The organism is Aliidiomarina sanyensis (assembly GCF_003987175.1).
GTDB classification, from domain to species: domain Bacteria; phylum Pseudomonadota; class Gammaproteobacteria; order Enterobacterales; family Alteromonadaceae; genus Aliidiomarina; species Aliidiomarina sanyensis.
Genome location: NZ_PIPM01000009.1, coordinates 31,545 through 50,094 on the forward strand (window position 1 = coordinate 31,545; position 18,550 = coordinate 50,094).

At 51.2% G+C, this 18,550-nt stretch carries 17 protein-coding genes; 14 read left to right on the forward strand and 3 right to left on the reverse strand.

The genetic code is table 11. From position 1 onward, the window contains the following. Positions 1-59: 59 nt before the first annotated feature. Both CWE11_RS08890 and CWE11_RS08895 read left to right on the forward strand, forming a co-directional pair. The gene (locus tag CWE11_RS08890; RefSeq protein WP_126777271.1) at positions 60-1,769 is read left to right on the forward strand and encodes a M28 family metallopeptidase; all 1,710 of its coding nucleotides are present in this window, start codon (positions 60-62) and stop codon (positions 1,767-1,769) included. A 49-nt stretch (positions 1,770-1,818) separates the two neighbouring features. Beyond that, complete coding sequence (locus CWE11_RS08895) at positions 1,819-2,265, forward strand: HIT domain-containing protein (protein ID WP_126777272.1); 447 nt, start codon at positions 1,819-1,821, stop codon at positions 2,263-2,265. A 4-nt stretch (positions 2,266-2,269) separates the two neighbouring features. Here CWE11_RS08895 and fldB read toward each other — a convergent pair whose 3' ends face one another. Next, positions 2,270-2,806 carry a flavodoxin FldB gene (fldB, locus tag CWE11_RS08900; RefSeq protein WP_126777273.1) on the reverse strand — a complete coding sequence of 179 codons (537 nt, stop codon included), beginning with the start codon at positions 2,804-2,806 and terminating at the stop codon, positions 2,270-2,272. Positions 2,807-3,006: 200 nt separating this feature from the next. Between fldB and CWE11_RS08905 the strand changes: the two genes are divergently transcribed. After that, entirely contained in the window at positions 3,007-3,297 is a 291-nt protein-coding gene (locus CWE11_RS08905; RefSeq protein WP_126777274.1) for a YfcL family protein, read from the forward strand. A 2-nt stretch (positions 3,298-3,299) separates the two neighbouring features. On the opposite strand, the gene mnmC is transcribed toward CWE11_RS08905, so the two are convergent. Next, complete coding sequence (mnmC, locus tag CWE11_RS08910; RefSeq protein WP_126777275.1) at positions 3,300-5,276, reverse strand: bifunctional tRNA (5-methylaminomethyl-2-thiouridine)(34)-methyltransferase MnmC2/FAD-dependent 5-carboxymethylaminomethyl-2-thiouridine(34) oxidoreductase MnmC1; 1,977 nt, start codon at positions 5,274-5,276, stop codon at positions 3,300-3,302. 100 nt (positions 5,277-5,376) lie between these two features. Here mnmC and fabB point away from each other — a divergent pair, with 100 nt between their 5' ends. From fabB to CWE11_RS08965, 11 genes are all read left to right on the forward strand, one after another. After that, positions 5,377-6,588, forward strand: a complete 1,212-nt coding sequence (gene fabB / locus CWE11_RS08915; protein ID WP_126777276.1) for a beta-ketoacyl-ACP synthase I — start codon at positions 5,377-5,379, stop codon at positions 6,586-6,588. A 144-nt stretch (positions 6,589-6,732) separates the two neighbouring features. Beyond that, positions 6,733-7,869, forward strand: a complete 1,137-nt coding sequence (locus CWE11_RS08920; protein WP_126777277.1) for a 4-phosphoerythronate dehydrogenase — start codon at positions 6,733-6,735, stop codon at positions 7,867-7,869. A gap of 90 nt (positions 7,870-7,959) precedes the next feature. Next, on the forward strand, positions 7,960-8,976 hold the full coding sequence (locus CWE11_RS08925) for an aspartate-semialdehyde dehydrogenase (protein WP_126777278.1): 1,017 nt from the start codon (positions 7,960-7,962) through the stop codon (positions 8,974-8,976). A gap of 72 nt (positions 8,977-9,048) precedes the next feature. Further along, positions 9,049-10,329, forward strand: coding sequence for a FimV/HubP family polar landmark protein (locus CWE11_RS08930; protein ID WP_126777279.1), 1,281 nt, complete (start codon positions 9,049-9,051; stop codon positions 10,327-10,329). 3 nt (positions 10,330-10,332) lie between these two features. Further along, positions 10,333-11,136, forward strand: a complete 804-nt coding sequence (truA, locus tag CWE11_RS08935) for a tRNA pseudouridine(38-40) synthase TruA (RefSeq protein ID WP_126777280.1) — start codon at positions 10,333-10,335, stop codon at positions 11,134-11,136. A gap of 145 nt (positions 11,137-11,281) precedes the next feature. After that, positions 11,282-12,148, forward strand: coding sequence for an acetyl-CoA carboxylase, carboxyltransferase subunit beta (gene accD / locus CWE11_RS08940; protein ID WP_126777281.1), 867 nt, complete (start codon positions 11,282-11,284; stop codon positions 12,146-12,148). A gap of 12 nt (positions 12,149-12,160) precedes the next feature. Beyond that, complete coding sequence (gene folC / locus CWE11_RS08945; protein ID WP_241971764.1) at positions 12,161-13,426, forward strand: bifunctional tetrahydrofolate synthase/dihydrofolate synthase; 1,266 nt, start codon at positions 12,161-12,163, stop codon at positions 13,424-13,426. A 19-nt stretch (positions 13,427-13,445) separates the two neighbouring features. Then, positions 13,446-14,027, forward strand: coding sequence for an SPOR domain-containing protein (locus tag CWE11_RS08950; protein WP_157981332.1), 582 nt, complete (start codon positions 13,446-13,448; stop codon positions 14,025-14,027). A 67-nt stretch (positions 14,028-14,094) separates the two neighbouring features. After that, positions 14,095-14,583, forward strand: coding sequence for a CvpA family protein (locus CWE11_RS08955; RefSeq protein WP_126777283.1), 489 nt, complete (start codon positions 14,095-14,097; stop codon positions 14,581-14,583). 18 nt (positions 14,584-14,601) lie between these two features. Then, positions 14,602-16,113 (forward strand): amidophosphoribosyltransferase, encoded by a 1,512-nt coding sequence (gene purF / locus CWE11_RS08960; RefSeq protein ID WP_126777284.1) that lies wholly within the window; start codon positions 14,602-14,604, stop codon positions 16,111-16,113. A 41-nt stretch (positions 16,114-16,154) separates the two neighbouring features. Further along, complete coding sequence (locus CWE11_RS08965; RefSeq protein ID WP_126777285.1) at positions 16,155-17,072, forward strand: TraB/GumN family protein; 918 nt, start codon at positions 16,155-16,157, stop codon at positions 17,070-17,072. Between the two features lie 31 nt (positions 17,073-17,103). Here CWE11_RS08965 and astB read toward each other — a convergent pair whose 3' ends face one another. Continuing rightward, positions 17,104-18,441: an N-succinylarginine dihydrolase gene (gene astB, locus CWE11_RS08970; RefSeq protein ID WP_126777286.1), complete on the reverse strand. Its 1,338-nt coding sequence runs from the start codon at positions 18,439-18,441 to the stop codon at positions 17,104-17,106. Positions 18,442-18,550 lie beyond the last annotated feature (109 nt).

Sequence of the window (18,550 nt, forward strand, 5' to 3'; positions counted from 1 at the left end):
TTGTATGTCGTCGCTTTTTTGCCGACACTAGGGATTCCTTTATCCAACGTTGATTTGTCATGAGTTTTCTAAGTACATCGAAATACCGCACAGCCCTTATTGCGTTCGTTGCGATTCTTACTTTGGCGGGGTGCAGCCCAAAAAATGAAGAGTCGATAAAAATCGCGCTCCCTGCGGCGAAACCAACCTCGCTTCAAGCCCACCTTGAGTTTCTTGCCGATGATTTGCTCGAAGGCCGAGACACGGGCTCACGCGGGCATGAGATTGCATCAAAGTACATTGCTGCGCAGTTCCAATTGCTGGGGCTTGAACCTGCCGGGACGGATGGCTATTTCCAACGTATTACCTTTCGGAGTAGTCGTTTGGTGCAAGAAACCCCACCAAGTTTTCAGTTGGCGTTTGGTGAGCAGAACATAGAATTGCGTTATCCGAATCAATTCATGACTGGGCCGAGTGCTACCCATGAACACGCGGAAGTGACAGCGGACTTGGTATTTGCAGGATATGGTCTCGTGTCCGAGCAATTTGGTATTGATGACTATGCGGGTCTTGATGTTGACGGGAAGATCGTTGTCGTATTGCAAGGGCGTCCAGATTTTCTACCGAGTGAAGAAGCCGCCCATTTGAACGCACAAAAGACTCAAAATGCCGTAGAGCGCGGTGCTGTGGGTTTCATTACCCTCCATTCTCCCGCTACAGAGCGAGTTCGGCCCTGGCGTAGCTCGATGATTTTTCTCAATAGCCCTCGCATTCGCTGGCTAAACGAAGATGGTGAACCGCACAATGACTTTGGCCAATTGCTAGGCAGTGCGACGCTCCATTTCGAAGCTGCTGGACCCATATTCGAACATGCAGGTCATGACCTCGATGCCATTTTCTCGCAGGCCGAAGCCGGAGAAATGCCATCAGGTTTTGCATTGAATGCGCAAGCTTCTATGACACGCCATTCAACCTTTGAAGAAATTACCAGTCCCAATGTATTGGCGGTTTTACCGGGGGCCGATCCCGAGTTAAAGCATGAGTATGTTATTTACACTGCGCACTCAGATCATACGGGCGTCGCCCGGGACTTCAGTTCTACGTCAAACATTAATAATGGTGCGTTGGATAATGCAGCCGGTGTTTCTGTGATGTTGGAAACAGCTCGGATATTTGCCGAGACCGCGGCCTTAGGGCAGCGCCCTAAACGCAGCATTTTGTTCGCAGCGGTCACTGCAGAAGAGCGAGGTTTGTTGGGCGCCGATTACTTTGCCCATAACCCCACGGTGCCACTCGAAAGCTTGGTGGCAAATGTAAATCTTGATATGCCCGTTTTGTTGTATCCATTTGCCGATATCATTGCCTTTGGTGCAGAGCATTCGAGTTTAGGAGCGGTGGTTGCGCGGGCGGCGGCGCGTCATGACACAGCGCTCAGTCCCGACCCCATGCCAGAACAAGCTATCTTTACGCGTTCAGACCACTATACATTGGTACGCCAGGGGATTCCTGCGGTGTTCTTGATGACAGGTTTCACGTCTCGGAATGAAGATGAAGATGGCGGTGAGATCTGGGCGCGGTTTTTTGCGGAGAATTATCACCGTCCGGGCGATGATATTGAAACTTTAACCGAGATGTACGGCGGAATTCGCTACGATTACGGCGCTATTTTTACCGATATCAATGTAGAGATTGGTAAAGAAATTGCGAATGATGCCAAGCGTCCTTATTGGTTACCGGAGAGCTACTTCGGGACGATCTTCGCTCCCGATAGGGCGGGAGTGCGGCATTAAATTGGTGGGTGAGCTGCCATGTTTTTAGACAATAGTGAGCCTGAAATTGATGAACTATCACTTGCACCCCCAACTTGAGAAAGATTGCTTTAAAGTGGGTCGTCTGCCCTTGTGCCAGGTACTGATGATGAACGACCGTCAATACCCCTGGTTTATTTTGGTCCCTCAACGAGCGGATGTGCGTGAAGTGTTTGAGCTGTCGAAGCAAGAACAACAGATGTTATGGCATGAGGTTGCTTGGCTTGGCGAACACTTGATGACAACCTATCAGGGTGAAAAACTGAATATTGGAGCCCTAGGGAATATGGTGCCCCAGCTTCACGTGCATGTGATTGTTCGTGATCAATATGATGCGGCTTGGCCTGCACCGGTCTGGGGGAAAAGTCCGGCAAAGGCATTTCGAGTTGAGGATGCTGCGCAGCGGATCGCGCGGGTCGAAACCTTGCTGACCACGTACGTACCACCGACCTTCGGGAATGTAGATTCAGAAGCCTGAGTTTTCAGGCCTCTGCAATTTCCTCAAGGAGTTGTGTACACCACTGAGTTATGCGTTCATCTGAGAGCTCATATTGCGAGTCTTCATCAAGTGCCAGTCCAACAAAGTGGGTTTTATCTTCGGTGAGCGCTTTTGACGCGATGAAGTCATATCCTTCATTTGGCCAGAACCCAATTCGGCGGATGGTCGCGCCACCGGAGCTTGCGGCAATTTCATCATGCAGCATTCCAAGCGCGTCTTGAAACCATTCGCTGTATCCTTGTTGATCACCCATCCCATAGAGTGCGATCACCTTGTCGGCAAGATTGAGGTCACGGATCTCGTCCCAGTGACTCTCCCAATCTTCTTGAATCTCTCCAAAATCCCATGTGGAGAGGCCGAAAATCACATAGTCATAGTCCTCTGATTTTTTGAGGGGGACGTCTTTAATGTTGTGTAGCTCTACGATATCAGCACCAATAAAATCACGTATTTTTTCTGCTGCGATCTCGGTGTAGCAAGTCGTCGATCCGTAGAATAGACCGATACGAAATTCCGCCATGGAATCTCCTCAATATGGTATCAATGGCGCACGTGCGCGGATGCAAGATCAAGATAATACAACGTGGAATGCGTCTGAGTGGATCGGATCTTAGCAAATTCACGTCCGGATGGGCAGCACTGTTCTGGGTGGCTCGCACGGCGCAACCAATTCAGGTAAACTCCCGCACCTAGCAGTTGGAACATGAATGAGGGGTATCAATGGCACAGTCGGTGACTGAACTTGCAGAGGCGCTTGAATCTGTTTTTGACCACGCAGTAGTTGACGGAAATGACGATGAGTTATTTGCCAGCGGATACTTGCGCGGTCACTTTGACCTTGTGGTTGCTCAGCTTGAAATGGAAGGTCAGCAACAAGCGAGTACGTTGTGGGTCGCGCTCGATGATGCCTTGAACAAAACGCGGGACGAGCTAAACCCCCAAGATCGGCAGCACGTACAAAACATGCTTGCGCGCCTTCGTGAACGCGCAATACAGCTTGAATCTGCTTAGTTTCACCGCTCCCGCTTGCGCGAAGACGCGTTTCCTCGTTCGCGAGCACGACGCTTAAAGCGCATCGGCGAAAGATAAGCTTCGAGTCCACAGGTCAGCGGAGAGGGTTTGCCTTGAATCATGCTGGCCACCGCCTCCGCCGCAAGGGGAGCACTGGTCAAACCCCGAGCACCGAATCCGGTGAGCACATAGAGTCCTTGATGTGTTTTTAATCGTTGGGTTCCGGAAGCAACGTTTTCAATTAAGCCGATCAGCGGGAGATGATCGGGCGTTGTTGCGCGAACGCCAGCGCGCCCACCTTGGATAGCATCCTGTGATACCTGCAGACTAAATTGTGCATTAAATTGTCGTAGGTTCTCAACATCATCAGCCGCATCATATTCGGCCGTCCGGCGAGTTTTATCGAAGGTGGCTCCAATACAGAGACTCCCATTGATTGGAGGCGTCGCATAGCCGCCTCGACACAACACATACTGCAATTGTGCGAGCGCCGGTGTATCCACCCGTAATTGTGTGATCTGCCCGCGTACCGGACGAATCGGTAGATCGACGTCAGGGAGCAGCGTACTCACCTGATCTCCGCAGGCAAGCACGACGGTTGAGAAGTCTGTTGGACTTCCTTGCTTGTCGTGAATACGGCAACCATGCGCAATAGGCTCAACATGGTCCACAGTGACATCCCAGCGAGTTTCCCATGGAAGTGCTCGTTCGCGACGAAATGTTTGCACCTGGGATAAAATAGTCCGCACGACCGCAGCAGCTTCGATCCACCCCGCGTGTGGATGCACGCTGGCACCAACCCCGGGATTGATATTTGTCTTTGCAATGGCTTGCTCTGACGTGATGAGGTCGAAGAGCGCCGAAGGGTAAAGCGCTAGACCTTTTAGTTTGCGCATTCGTTGATAATCGTGCGCGGCGGACGACGATTGGTTCTTCGCATATTCCAGCAGTCCATCAAAATGCGCATATTGCGGCGTGATCTGCTGATAGCGCGCACGAGCAAATAAAAATGCAGCGCTGTAAAAAGCGCTTGTTGGTGTCCATTGAGCCTGTAGGAGCGGATAGACCGCGCCCTGAGGATTGCCCGATGCCGCCTGCCCAGGTTTGCTATCCGCCCATAAACAAAGTGGCCCCGGATAATGACGAAGGGACCATGCGAGATTCGCCGCCGCAATTCCGCTGCCGATGATTAGGAGCGGCTTTGGAGACGTGGACTTGTGAGGTACTGCAAGCACCTGTTTTTGTCCGACAAGCATCTCCCTTTTGGTCCCGAAGCCCGGCACTTTTTGCATCGAGATCCCCACATTCTGCAGTCCCCGACGTACTGCACCGACGGCCGTGAATGTGGCGAGTGAACCTTGATTCTTAAGTGATATGGCGATCGCGCGATAGAGTGCTGAGCGCCACATATCTGGATTTTTTTGCGGCGCAAAACCATCGAGAAACCATGCGTCCACCTGATTGGGATGACGTTCTGACCATGCGGGTATTGCGGTGAGGACATCATCAAAAATTAAATCAAGTGTAATCCGGTCATGCAGGACAATCCGGTGTGTTCCCTGAATGGGGGGCGGGTAGCCCGCGCACAACGGCTCAATAAAGGGCTGTAAGCTTGGCTCAACCGCAACGAGAGTTTCGAGTGCACGTTCGAGGTCCTCAGGGCGCAAAGGATAGCGTTCGACACTGACGAAATGAAGGAGGGCGTCAGCAGGAGCTTCTTGCAAGAAAAGTGCACTGGCAAGTAACACGTTCAAACCGGTTCCAAAACCGGTTTCAGCAATCACGAAAGGCTGGGTAGACTGATGGTGCCGAAATCGTGAGGCAAGTTGATTGCCTGACAAAAAAACGTAACGACTTTCTGCTATACCTTGAGCGCGAGTGAAATAGATGTCTCCAAACCCTTCAGACTCTGGCGTGCCTGTGGCGTCAAAGCGAACATTCGCGTAGGAAATAGGGGTGGAAACATTGGGCCTGAACATGAAAAAACCTGTGATTTAGAAAGCCGACCACTTCGGTGTACGTTTTCGTTTTGGCGATGAAGCGGTATGATACCCCAAATTTGGCAACAGGACAGAATCAATGAGACGAGCAGTCGTAACTGGAATCGGTATCGTTTCCAGCATTGGAAATAACCAACAAGAAGTGGCGGCATCGCTGCGCACTGGAAAGTCAGGCATTACTCGCTCTGAGAGCTTTGCTGAGATGGGCTTGCGCTGTCAGGTGTGGGGTGATCTTAAAATCGATGTGAGTGAGCACATCGACCGCAAGGCGCTTCGTTTTATGGGTGATGCTGCGGCCTATGCTTATATTGCACTTGAGCAAGCGATCGCCGACGCCGGTTTAACGGATGCGGAAGTATCAAATGAGCGGACCGGTTTGGTCGTAGGCTCTGGCGGTGCTTCGGGTGAACACCAAGTTGCTGCTGCTGATATTCTTCGTGAAAAAGGCGTGAAGCGCGTCGGCCCATACATGGTTCCTCGGTGTATGGCATCGACGACATCAGCCTGTCTGGCGACACCGAAACAAATCAAGGGTGTTAACTACTCGATCAGTTCAGCGTGTGCTACAAGCGCACATTGCATTGGGCACGCACTTGAGCTGATTCAGCTTGGTAAACAGGATCGTGTGTTTGCGGGGGGTGGTGAAGAGCTGCATTGGACGCTTGGTATGGAGTTTGATGCCATGGGCGCCTTAAGCACTAAATATAACGAGTCGCCTGAAAAAGCCTCACGCACCTACGATGCGAATCGTGATGGGTTCGTGCCTTCCGGGGGCGGTGGCATCCTCGTCATCGAGGAGCTCGAAACCGCCCTTGCGCGTGGTGCAACAATTTATGCGGAAGTTGTTGGCTACGGGGCAACCTCGGATGGATACGATATGGTCGCTCCATCTGGTGAAGGAGCGGTGCGTTGCATGAAGATGGCGATGCACGGAATTAACGAGCCGATTGAATACCTCAATACGCACGGTACCAGCACGCCAGTGGGTGATGTAAAAGAGCTCGAGGCGATTCGCGAAGTCTTCGGTGACAACACGCCTTTGATCAGCGCGACGAAAGCTATGACAGGTCACGCACTTGGCGCGGCGGGTGTCCATGAGGCGATTTATTCGTTACTGATGATGCGCGATGGTTTTGTTGCTCCATCGATCAACATCGACACACTCGATGAAAAAGCACAAGGAATGAATATTGTGCGCGAGCCGCTTCAGAAACAAGTGAACCTTGTGATGTCGAATAGTTTTGGCTTTGGTGGTACCAACGCATCATTGGTATTCAAACGCTACAGCTAGTTCGCGTTATCGCGGTTGAAAGCCATGTAAGACCTCTCGGTTTTACATGGCTTTTTTTATACGCGAAGCTCAAAAATAGAGTTTTTGTATTCTGGTTCGAAGCGTGCATAATGGGCGTTCTACGGGTTTTCAAATAATAAAAACATGAACTTTTTGATTGATGAGAATTTGCTTGCCGCGGAGTCCCTGTTTGGGGCCTGGGGTGAGCTGCAGTTTTTCTCCGGCCGCGAGATTCCGCGGGATTTGCTTGTGAAGGCAGAGGTTTTATTAGTGCGTTCAACCACCTCGGTTGATGCGTCTGTGCTCTCTGATGCACCGCATTTACGCTTTGTGGGGACGGCCACAATAGGAAGTGAACATATCGACCAAGCCGCCCTAATCAGTCAGGGTATCAAGTTTTCAAATGCTCCGGGCTGCAACGCGATTGCAGTTGCAGAATATGTTCTGGCAGCAATCCTCACGCCTGAAGTACGGCAGGGGCGTGATTGGCGTGGTAAGAAAGCAGTCATCATTGGGGCCGGCAATACCGGCAGTGCCACAGGTCGTCGGCTTGCGGCACTGGGAATGGATGTTTGTTACGTTGACCCATTTCTGGCTGCAGGGCACGATTCGCGATGCTTCGGTGGAATGCAAATGATTGAGCGTGCGGACTTAGTCAGTTTGCATGTCCCTTACACACAGGATGGAGCACATCCAACGCATCATATGTTCGATGGGACTGTCTTGAATTCGATGCGCTCAGATGCAGTGTTGTTAAACGCGAGCCGGGGAGCGGTCATCGATAATCAAGCACTGTTCGCTTTGTTGCAGAAAGAGCCACGCACGGTCGTTCTCGATGTGTGGGAGGGGGAGCCCGAGGTGCTGGCACCATTAGTGCCACACATCACCATTGCCACGCCTCATATTGCCGGCCATAGCGTGGAAGGGAAGGTGCGGGGTAGCTATATGTTGTATGATGTGTTGCATGCTGAATTTCAATTGACGGACGAAAAGATTCCATTAAATAAGGTCCTTCCACAACTTGCACTGGAAGGTGGCCGGTGGGAGACCGAGATGGATGCACCGGATTTTATCGATCGTGTGACTGACGCTGTGCTGTCAATTTATGATCCTCGTGTTGACGATCAACAGTTTCGGGCGCGCGGGCAGACGCCGGAAGGATTTGATGAATTGAGAAAACAATATAAGAAACGGCGTGAATTGAGTGCACTTCGTTTCTATACTGAGTCAGCTCACGTAGGCCGACTCCGAGCATTAGGTTTTACAGTGGAATCTGATTAGAATATCAGGGTACGCTTTGAAGCGGCTTTGAAAATCCATGAATACAGCACACGATGTGTGCTCTGAACTTGACGTAGGAAAGGAAGTAAAATGACGATTGAAGTCAATGTGGCAGTGCTTGGTGCGACGGGGCTCGTTGGAAAGCAAATGATGGAATGTCTTGAAGAGCGAAACTTTCCCGTTAAACGATTGTTCCCGTTAGCAAGCAGTCGGTCAGCCGGTACATCGGTAAATTTCAAGGGCGAGGAATTAACCGTTGAAGACGCAGATACCTTTGACTGGAGTCAGGTTCAGATCGCTTTCTTTTCGGCCGGTGGCTCGATTTCTGCGAAGTACGCACCGATTGCAGCGGAAGCGGGTTGTGTCGTTATTGATAACACCAGTCATTTCCGTTACGAGCCAGATATTCCGTTAGTTGTTCCCGAAGTGAATGCGCATGCGATCGCCGAGTTTCGGAATCGCAACATCATTGCGAATCCCAACTGTTCCACCATTCAAATGTTGGTGGCATTGAAACCTATTTATGACCATTTTGGTATTGAGCGCATTAACGTGGCAACGTATCAGTCGACATCTGGCGCTGGCGCATCGGCAATGGATGAATTAGCAAAGCAGACAGCAAATCTGTTGAACGCTAAACCCGTGGAACCGGAAGCGTTCAGCCGCCAAATTGCATTTAACTGCATTCCACAAATTGATGTGTTTTTGGAAAATGATTTCACGAAAGAAGAAATGAAAATGCACTGGGAAACCCAGAAAATTTTGGGAGATGAGGGCGTCATGGTGAATGCCACAGCGGTGCGTGTACCTGTGTTCTTTGGGCATGCGGAGGCGGTTCATTTGGAAACGCGAATGCCGGTAGACGTTGAGCAAGTCAAAGCGCTACTGCAGCAAGCCGAGGGCGTTACCTTGCTCGAAGCGAATGAGGACTTCCCAACGCAAGTCACCAGTGCAGCAGGTAAAGATAACGTGTTTGTCGGGCGTGTGCGGAAAGACTATACCCATCCTCACGGACTGAACCTGTGGGTTGTAGCAGATAACATCCGCAAAGGAGCAGCAACCAATAGCGTGCAAATAGCCGAACATCTATTAAGGGATTACTGGTAGTCACACATGCTCTAAACCGCGCAGGTTGGAGAGGGGCGTCGTTTCGAATTGACCATACAGCAGGGACCAATAATGAATAAGAAACATCCTGTAGCTCGTTTTGTGATTGGGAAAGCACCCAGATGGCTGGGTGCTTGTGCTGTGATTTTAATCAGCAGCGCTTGGTTCACCCCCCTTGCTGAGGAGGTCGCCTCCGAATCGGAAACAAATCAACAAGAACGCGTCATTCAAACCTACGGCCCGGTGCAAGCATTGGATACCCTGTGGGTGATCGCCAATCGTTTTCATCCAAATCGAAGTGTAACCATCTATCAAACGATGGCTGCAATTATGGATGCCAATCCACAGGCATTCCCCACGGATAATGTCCACGATTTGCACGCAGGACACTTTTTGGAGATTCCAACCGGCGATCGCATTCGTCAAATTGATGCAGAAGAAGCGTATCAGCGGATTGTGCCGCAACTGGGCGGGACCGTTCAGGCACGCACGCGCGCTCAGCAAAACGCTGAGTTAGCTGAACGCGAAGCGCAGCTTGTCACGCTTCGTGAAGCGCTCGAGCAAGCACAGCAAGACGCAGAGCGTTACGCTGCGGACAATGACGCTATGCAATCGCGCCTTCGGGAATTGGAGCGTGTTCTCGAGCAGGTGCGGGCGGAACTCGAAGCCAGTGTCGCACTGGAGCAGGAAACTGGAGAGGCACTTCGTTTAGCGCGCCAGGAGCGAGAGCAGCTCGCGCAGCAAGTTTCCGAAGCTGAAGTTCCTGATTGGCGTTGGTTTATTCAGTGGCCTGGGGTTTTGGTCACGGTCGGGCTTCTGATTCTTTTACTCCTTGCATTACGGGGAGCGAGTCGAGGCCGCGACCGGAAGGAAGTGCATGACTCACCGCACAAAGTTGCGACTGCGGCCCACTTGAGCAAACAGGACGAACCACAAGTAGCTGAGATTGATAGTACAGAAACGCCGGAGCATGATGCGAGCGAACGCACTCGATCCGAGTCCGTTGCGGCATCGGAAACAGGCGAAGACGCGGAGCCTTCGGAGGCCGAAGCGCTTGAATCTCAAGCACCGGAAAGTACCCGTGAGGCGTTCCGCGAGATTGATGAAATTCTGGCAGAAGCAGAAGCCGATGCAGACCCAGATAGTGATGTGGATGAGGGCCAAACAGAAGACGAAGCGGCCGCGTTTTCACGTGACCAACAGGCAGCGCAACTTGATCTTGCGCGTGCTTATATAGAGATGGGCGAGCTTGCCGAGGCGCGTGCGGCGATCGATGAAGTATTTGATCAGACCGACGCCGAGTTACGCGAAGAGGCACTCGCGTTATTGAAAAAAATCGAGGACAAAGAATAAGCAATGCGAATCGCGCTCGGGGTTGAATACGATGGCAGTCGTTATTATGGCTGGCAACGTCAAGATGCAGTACCCAGCGTCCAAGAGGCTTTAGAGAAAGCGCTCTCGAAGGTCGCAAATGAATCAATTTCAGTTGTATGTGCGGGACGCACTGACGCGGGTGTCCATGCTACGGGACAGGTTGTGCATTTTGACACAACACAGCTGCGCGCCATGCAGGCCTGGACCATGGGTGCAAACTCGAATTTGCCGAAAGATATTGCGGTGCGTTGGGCCTCAGGAGTTTCTGATGATTTCAACGCGCGCTTTTCTGCAACCGCACGGCGCTATCGGTATGTCATTTATAATCGGACGTTACGCCCCGGAATTCTGCAAGCTGGGGTGACACACGTCTATGGAGAGCTTGATGCGAAGCGAATGCATCGAGCTGCTCAATGTTTGTTAGGGGAACAAGATTTCACATCGTTCCGAGCGGCACAATGTCAATCGAATAGCCCGTATCGAAATGTTCACCACATAACGGTTCAGCGCATCGCAGACTATGTTGTCGTTGATGTGCAAGCGAATGCATTTGTGCATCATATGGTGCGCAACATCGTGGGAAGTCTGATTGTGATTGGCAAGGGTGAGCAGCCTGAACAGTGGCTTGCGGAGGTACTCGCGGCAAAAGACCGCACGCAGGCGGCGGCAACTGCGAAACCGCATGGTTTATACTTAGTTGATGTACTTTATCCTGAATCGATCGGACTTCCTCGGTCAACGCTTGGTCCGCTATGGTTTCCCGATAGACTTGTTGACCTAGCATAGAAATAAAGTGCTTAGACCACTTGAAGCTGCACACATAGCGCGGATTGTGCTTTAATGTGCAGCCCTGATTCCGGATTTTCAGCTGCAGATGATGCAGCTCATATCTGCCACGTGAAGCGTGCAGCGACGAGAGAGTAGATTTTTTATGAGTTGGATTGAACGAATTCTAGCGAAGCCACAGTCACCAAAGCGTAAGAATATCCCGGAAGGGGTATGGAGCAAGTGCGGTGGGTGTGAACAGATTTTGTACAAGGCTGATCTCGAACGGAATCTCTATGTTTGCCCTAAATGCGGCCACCACATGCGTGTCGGTGCTCGCGAGCGGCTTTACGCGTTTCTCGACCCGAATACTCCACAAGAAATTGGAGCTGAACTTGAGCCGCAAGATAAGCTGAAGTTTAAAGATACCAAGAAATATAAAGATCGCATCAGCGCAGCGCAAAAAGCAACAGGTGAGAAGGATGCGTTGGTCGCTATGAGCGGAACCCTCAAGGGAAACCCAGTTGTTGCGACGGCTTTTGAGTTTGACTTTATGGGTGGTTCAATGGCTTCGGTCGTTGGAGCCCGTTTTGTTAAGGCGGCCGAAGTGAGTCTCGAACGGAAAATTCCTTTGATTTGCTTCTCGGCTTCAGGTGGTGCGCGGATGCAAGAAGCATTGCTGTCCTTGATGCAAATGGCAAAAACTTCAGCAGCGCTCGCACGTCTTTCTGAAGAAGGGATTCCGTTTATTTCGGTTCTGACGGACCCGACCATGGGAGGTGTTTCTGCAAGTCTCGCGATGTTGGGGGATATTAACGTGGCGGAACCTAAAGCGTTGATTGGTTTTGCGGGACCTCGCGTGATTGAGCAAACGGTTCGTGAAACGCTGCCTCCGGGGTTCCAGCGAGCAGAGTTCTTGCTCGAGCATGGTGCTGTCGATATGATTGTTGATCGACGTGAAATGCGGGATCGTTTGGCGGGTATTCTCGCTAAACTACAGAATCTTCCAACGACCTACGCGAGCGACGAGTAGTCGCGAGTTCATATGAAGATGTCCGATACGACTCCAGAGCAACAAGCGGCCTGGAGTCTTTCTCAGTGGCTTGAATATCTCGAGCAGATACATCATCGTCCGATCGATATGGGGCTTGATCGTGTGCGCGCTGTCGCGCAGCGAATGGACTTGCTTTCACCGAGCGGCACGGTCTTTATTGTCGCAGGGACGAACGGAAAAGGATCGACGGTTCGGTATTTAGAAGTCATTTGCCAGCAAGCAGGCTTCACCACTGGAACCTATACTTCACCTCACCTGATTGATTATCGCGAGCGCGTGCGCGTTAACGGTGCCGAACTCGATGATGCGGCACACGCCAAAGCATTTTTTGCTGTAGAGCGTGCACGTGGCGAAATATCGTTAACCTATTTTGAGTTCGGAACCTTAGCCGCGTTATTTCTCCTCCAGCAGCAGCCTATAGATGTGCTTGTGCTCGAAATTGGCCTGGGAGGCCGACTCGATGCCGTGAACATCATCGATGGTGATGTTGCGATCGTCACCAGTGTCGGTATTGACCATATTGAGTTTCTTGGCCCGGATCGCGAGGGGATCGGATTCGAGAAAGCCGGCGTGTATCGGACCGGCAAGCCTGCAATTTGTGGCGATCCCCAACCGCCTAAACGCTTAGTTGAGCAGGCGACCGCGATTTCAGCAAACTTGCTTCTTTGTGAGCAAGACTTTCATGTCACGGAGTCAGCGGATCATTTCACGTTTCATGGTCCGCAGGGGATATGGGATGAACTACCTTATCCGTCGTTGCCGCTGGTCAATGCCAGCACCGCGCTTGCCGCTCTCCAATCCAGCGGATTAGCCATTCATATCAATTCAGTGCGCCAAGGGTTGCGGATGGCAACACTTCCCGGAAGAATGGAACAAATTCGGGAAGAACCGACCGTTCTCCTTGACGTCGGACACAACCCGCATGCGACCACCTACATTGCCGCTGAACTCGTACGTCGCTTTCCTGACCGGCGCATTGTGGCCGTCTGTGCGATGCTTCGGGATAAAGAACATGCTGACACATTGAAACCTTTGTGTCCTTTGGTGTCTGAATGGTATCTGGGCTCAATTGAAGGGCCCCGAGGATACGCCGCGGCCGACCTGCGCAAAGCGCTTCCTGAGGGTGCCGATGTGACACTGGCGGTTGATGTGGAACATGCATTTACCCAGGCAATCCGTGCTGTGTCCACAAATGATGTGGTATTATGTTTCGGCTCGTTTTTAACCGTCGCAGCCATCCATAAAATACAACCATGACAGGATGAAGGGGGAAGTTTTGGGGAGCCCACTGAAGAACCGAATTGTCGGCACTTTGATTGTTGGTGCGATCGCCATCATCGTGCTGCCTGATCTTCTCTCCGGGAAAAACTACACGCCTGAAGAGGAGTTTCAGGTCACTCCATTGCGCCCAGAAGTTGCACTTGAATTACGTGGTGCCGAGTTCCCTCCTGATTTTTCAGAACAAGCAACCCGTGTTCCCGAACCATTTGAGGGTGATGTGCAAGACGATGCGCCGGCGCTTGAAATGCGTGAGGCGCAATTAACACCGGCTGCGCGTCCCGCAAATCAGTCTTCAACCGCCTCTTCGTCTGCACAGGAAGCCATTACAGGTGATGCATTCGCAATTCAGCTTGGCGCGTTCAGAAATGCCGATACCGTCGCTGATCTTGTGCGGCAGTTGCAAGCGCAAGGTTTTCAAGCCTACAGCCGAACCACTCAGAACAGCGCGGGTCAATCTCTGACCTTACTGATGGTCGGGCCGGATCTTAATCAACAGCGTTTGAACGACATGCTTCCTCAGCTAAAAGAGTTAACAAATTTAGAGGGGCGTGTCGTCGCATATTCACCGACACGTTAAACAGTAGCGGACAGCGGGCAGACTCTTCTGGTAAAATGCGCGCACTTTGCTCAAGGCGATACCCACGATGGAATGGATTGATTTTGCAATTCTAGGCGTCATAGGCCTCTCGATAGTTATTAGCTTGATTCGCGGCTTTGTCCGAGAAGCTATGTCGCTCGCAGTGTGGATCGCGGCATTTTTCGTAGCGAGTGGATTTTACGAGCATCTCGCCGTGTACTTTTCAGGGTTCGAAGATGCAATGGTACGCAATGGGATTGCGGTCGCAATTCTGTTTGTCGTGACCCTGATCGTCGGTGCGCTCGTGACGCACATTGCAGCCACTCTCGTGCAGAAAACCGGTTTAACCGGTACGGACCGCCTTCTGGGTGCTATTTTTGGTGCCTTTAGAGGCGTACTCATTGTCTGTGCGATCTTGTTTTTTATGGATTCATTTACGCAGTCAGCAAGTACCGATTGGTGGCTGAATGCGTCACTCATCCCCCATTTCGAAATCTATATTCAGTGGTTTTTTGACTACTTGCAGAATACATCCAGTTTTCTACAGCAAAACTAACTTTCGTGAGGAATTAACATGTGTGGTGTTGTCGGTATCGTAGGGAATCAACCCGTTAATCAGGCTCTCTACGACGGACTGACGATGTTGCAGCATCGTGGGCAAGATGCTGCAGGCATTATGACAGTCGATGGTCAAACCTTACGCTTGCGTAAATCGAATGGGTTGGTCCGAGATGTGTTTCATACGCGCCACATGCGTCGTTTGAGTGGGAATATCGGTATCGGTCATGTGCGCTATCCGACCGCGGGTTCAAGCAGTTCTGCTGAAGCGCAACCTTTTTACGTGAACTCACCATTTGGCATTGCCATGGCGCACAATGGAAATCTCACGAATGCCGAGCAGCTTCAAGAAACCTTGTTTGCAAAGGCCCGTCGCCATATCAACACATCATCTGACTCTGAGATTCTTCTTAACATCTTTGCCTATGAATTAATGCAAGCGGATCAATTGGAATTGACCTCTGAGGATATCTTTGCCGCAGTGCGGAAACTGCACGAACAGGTCAAAGGTGCGTATGCGGTCGTTGCCATGGTGATTGGCCACGGGATGGTGGCCTTCCGTGACCCGCATGGTATTCGTCCCCTGGCTCTCGGAAAGCGTGAAACACCGCAAGGAACCGAGTATATGGTCGCCTCAGAGAGCGTTGCGATTGACGGCACAGGCTTTCAGTATGTTCGAGATGTCGAGCCGGGAGAGGCGATTTACATCTCTGAGAGTGGTGAGATGTTCAGCCGTCAGTGTGCAGAAGGTGTGGTGCACAACCCCTGCATTTTTGAGTATGTTTATTTCGCCCGCCCAGACTCATTTCTTGATGGCGTATCAGTCTATGCTAGCCGGATTAACATGGGGCGTAAGCTCGGGGAGAAAATTCAACGGGACCTTCCAAATCTTGACGTGGACGTGATTATTCCGATTCCCGAAACGGCTTGTGATATCGCGCTTGAAATGTCCCGTGTTCTGAACATTCCGTATCGTCAGGGATTCGTCAAGAACCGCTATATTGGCCGAACCTTCATTATGCCGGGTCAGACCCAGCGCCGAAAATCAGTCCGTCGTAAATTGAACGCGATTGGCGCTGAATTTAAAGGGAAGTCGGTTTTGCTGGTGGATGACTCGATTGTTCGCGGTACGACATCTGAACAGATCATCGAAATGGCGAGAGAGGCGGGTGCCAAAAAGGTATATTTTGCATCCGCTGCGCCGGAAATTCGTTTTCCGAACGTATATGGAATCGATATGCCGAGCGCGAACGAATTGATTGGGTACGGGCGAGAAGTCGAGGAAATTTGCCAGCTGATCGGTGCAGATGGTCTTATCTATCAAGATCTCTCTGACCTCGTTGCAGCCGTGCAACAGGAAAACCCGTCCCTAGAGCGTTTCGAGACTTCCGTATTTAACGGTGAGTATGTAACCGGTGATATTAGCCAGGATTACCTTGATCGATTGCATGCATCGCGCAATGATGATGCGCGTCAGGACGCCGATAATCATGGTTCAAACCCCGACGTTCATAACGAAGACGATTAGTGAAACAACCCGTTGAACAGCGCAAGTTCAGGAGCAAGTTAATGAAGCAAGCCCAGCGAGAAATTCCATGGTTTAAGCGGTATGCATGGCATGGGGTTGTGTTGCTGGGCTTACTGATATTGAGTGTCATGCCCCGCGCGGAAGCGCAGATTGTGTATGTCGCTGAGAAAGACCATCAACGTTATATTTTGGTTGGCACGATTCATCTTGGGTCAGGGCCTGAAACACGCCTAAGTGACGCAGTAGCGGATTCTATGCTCCGTGCAGATCATGTGTATTTTGAACTCACTATGCGTGACTTGCAGAGTGGCTTGTTTGACATGATGCGGGCGGGTCGACGTCAAGAAGGAACGCTCGAGCAGGTGCTCGGCCCCCAGTTATGGGAGGAGTTCTCGGCGTTTACTCGAGCGCATGGCATGCCGGGTGCTCAAATCAATCAACTGGAAATGTGGTTAGTCACTACGTTGTTGTCTGCGCAAATGTCGCAGAAAGCTGGCTTTTTTGCCCATTATGGCATTGAGGCTCCACTCTACGGGCGTCTCGCTCAGCAGCAGATTCAAGAACGGGGACTTGAGCGAACAGCCGCGCAAGTCGAGGCACTGCGAGCAACCTTTAGCCGCTATGATGACGCAGAGCTAGCGAAACGGCTTATGGAGGATGCCGAAGGCTTACACGAAGAGTTAACCCGTCTTGAAGCTTCGTGGCGCGCGGGTGACCTCGATCGTCTGATGGATGCCATTTATGCCCAGGAAACGACCGAGTCACTGTACGCGATTCTCGATGCACGGAATCTTGCTTGGTTTGCGTACCTTGAATCCGTATATATTCAGCCGGCCGAACCCGTCGAGCTATTCATCGCTGTTGGGGCAGGTCACATCGGTGGAGAAACAGGCCTTAAAACACGCTTTCAAGAGGCTGGGTTCTCGGTCACCCCTTGGGATGAATATTCGGGTGAGTAAACAAAAGAAAAACCGGCTTTCGCCGGTTTTTTTAGCCCCGTTGAAACGGATATACCGAACCGAGGTGCATAATTTGGGTTAGCTCATCAAGCGCCATTCTCGATTCGTCGAGCAGCGCCGGATCGGCAAGGTCGTCTGAAGAGAGTTCATCCCGATAATGTTTGTCCACCCACTGATTTAATCGCGCGAATAAGCTGTCTGTCAGAATGCAATGAGGATTCACTGCTGCAAGCTCTTGGTCGTTCATTGCGACGCGAAGACGCAAACATGCCGGCCCACCCCCGTTACGCATGCTCTGTTTCACATCAAAATAGCGAACTTCTTTGATGGGAGTTCCTTGCGTTACGAGATTTTCCAGATAACGAGATACTACGTCGCTTTCCTGACATTCCGTCGGTGCGATAATCACCATATGTCCGGGTTTTAACGTAACCAGTTGGGTATTAAACAGATAAGTTTTTACAGCATCCTCAACACTCACAAGTGCACTTGGAACTTCAATGAAGTGCATGGATTGACCAAGCTTTTCTTCGAGCGCTCGGAACGCTTCTTCCTGACCAATGAATGCTTCTTCATGATAGAACAAGACATCTTGATTCCCGACGGCGATGACATCATTGTGAAAGACACCTTTGTCAATGACATCAGGATTTTGCTGAAGGAATACCACGTTATCGTCGCTCAACCCATGTAATCGTGCGACCGCTGCACAGGCTTCATAGGTTTGTCGGGCCGGAAACTTCTTGGGTGCAGGGCGGCTATCGTCGAAGGCGTGTCGACCGTACACAAATAGCTCCACACCCGCAAAACCATAATCACAACAAAAACGCGTGTGATTTGCCGCACCTTCGTCGCCGAAGTGCTCATTGTCGGGCAGATGACGGTGATGTTCGAAATATCGGCTATTCGCAAACATGGCGCGCAAAATCCGACCCGTCGTATCTGGTTCTAGTGAGCGATGAAATTTATTGGTCAAATTGGCCGGGGTAAAGTGAATTTTCCCATTCATGGTGTCTGCGCTTGGGGAGACGGTTGCCGCATTGGCAGTCCACATACTAGAGGCAGAGCAACACGCTCGGAAAATCGCTGGGGCTTCTTTTGCTGCCGCCGCGAGGACTTCTTTATCACTGCCGTGGAAACCTAAACGGCGAAGTGCATAAATATCTGGACGCTCTTGTGGGGCGAGCACGCCCTGAACCAATCCCATATCCTTGAGGGCCTTCATTTTTCGCAGCCCTTGCTTGGCGGCAGACTTTGGGCTGGATGAACTTTTTGCGTTGTTTAATGACGCAACGTTCCCGAATGAAAGTCCCGCATAATTGTGTGTAGGCCCCACCAGACCGTCAAAATTGACTTCAAAATGCTGCATGGTTGTCACGCACTCCCTGAGGTTCATATGTGGCAAATCGCCCGTGTTCATGGGTCATTATACGCGAGCATTTGATCCTGAAAAGCCCCAATATTTCGGGGCCTAGCTC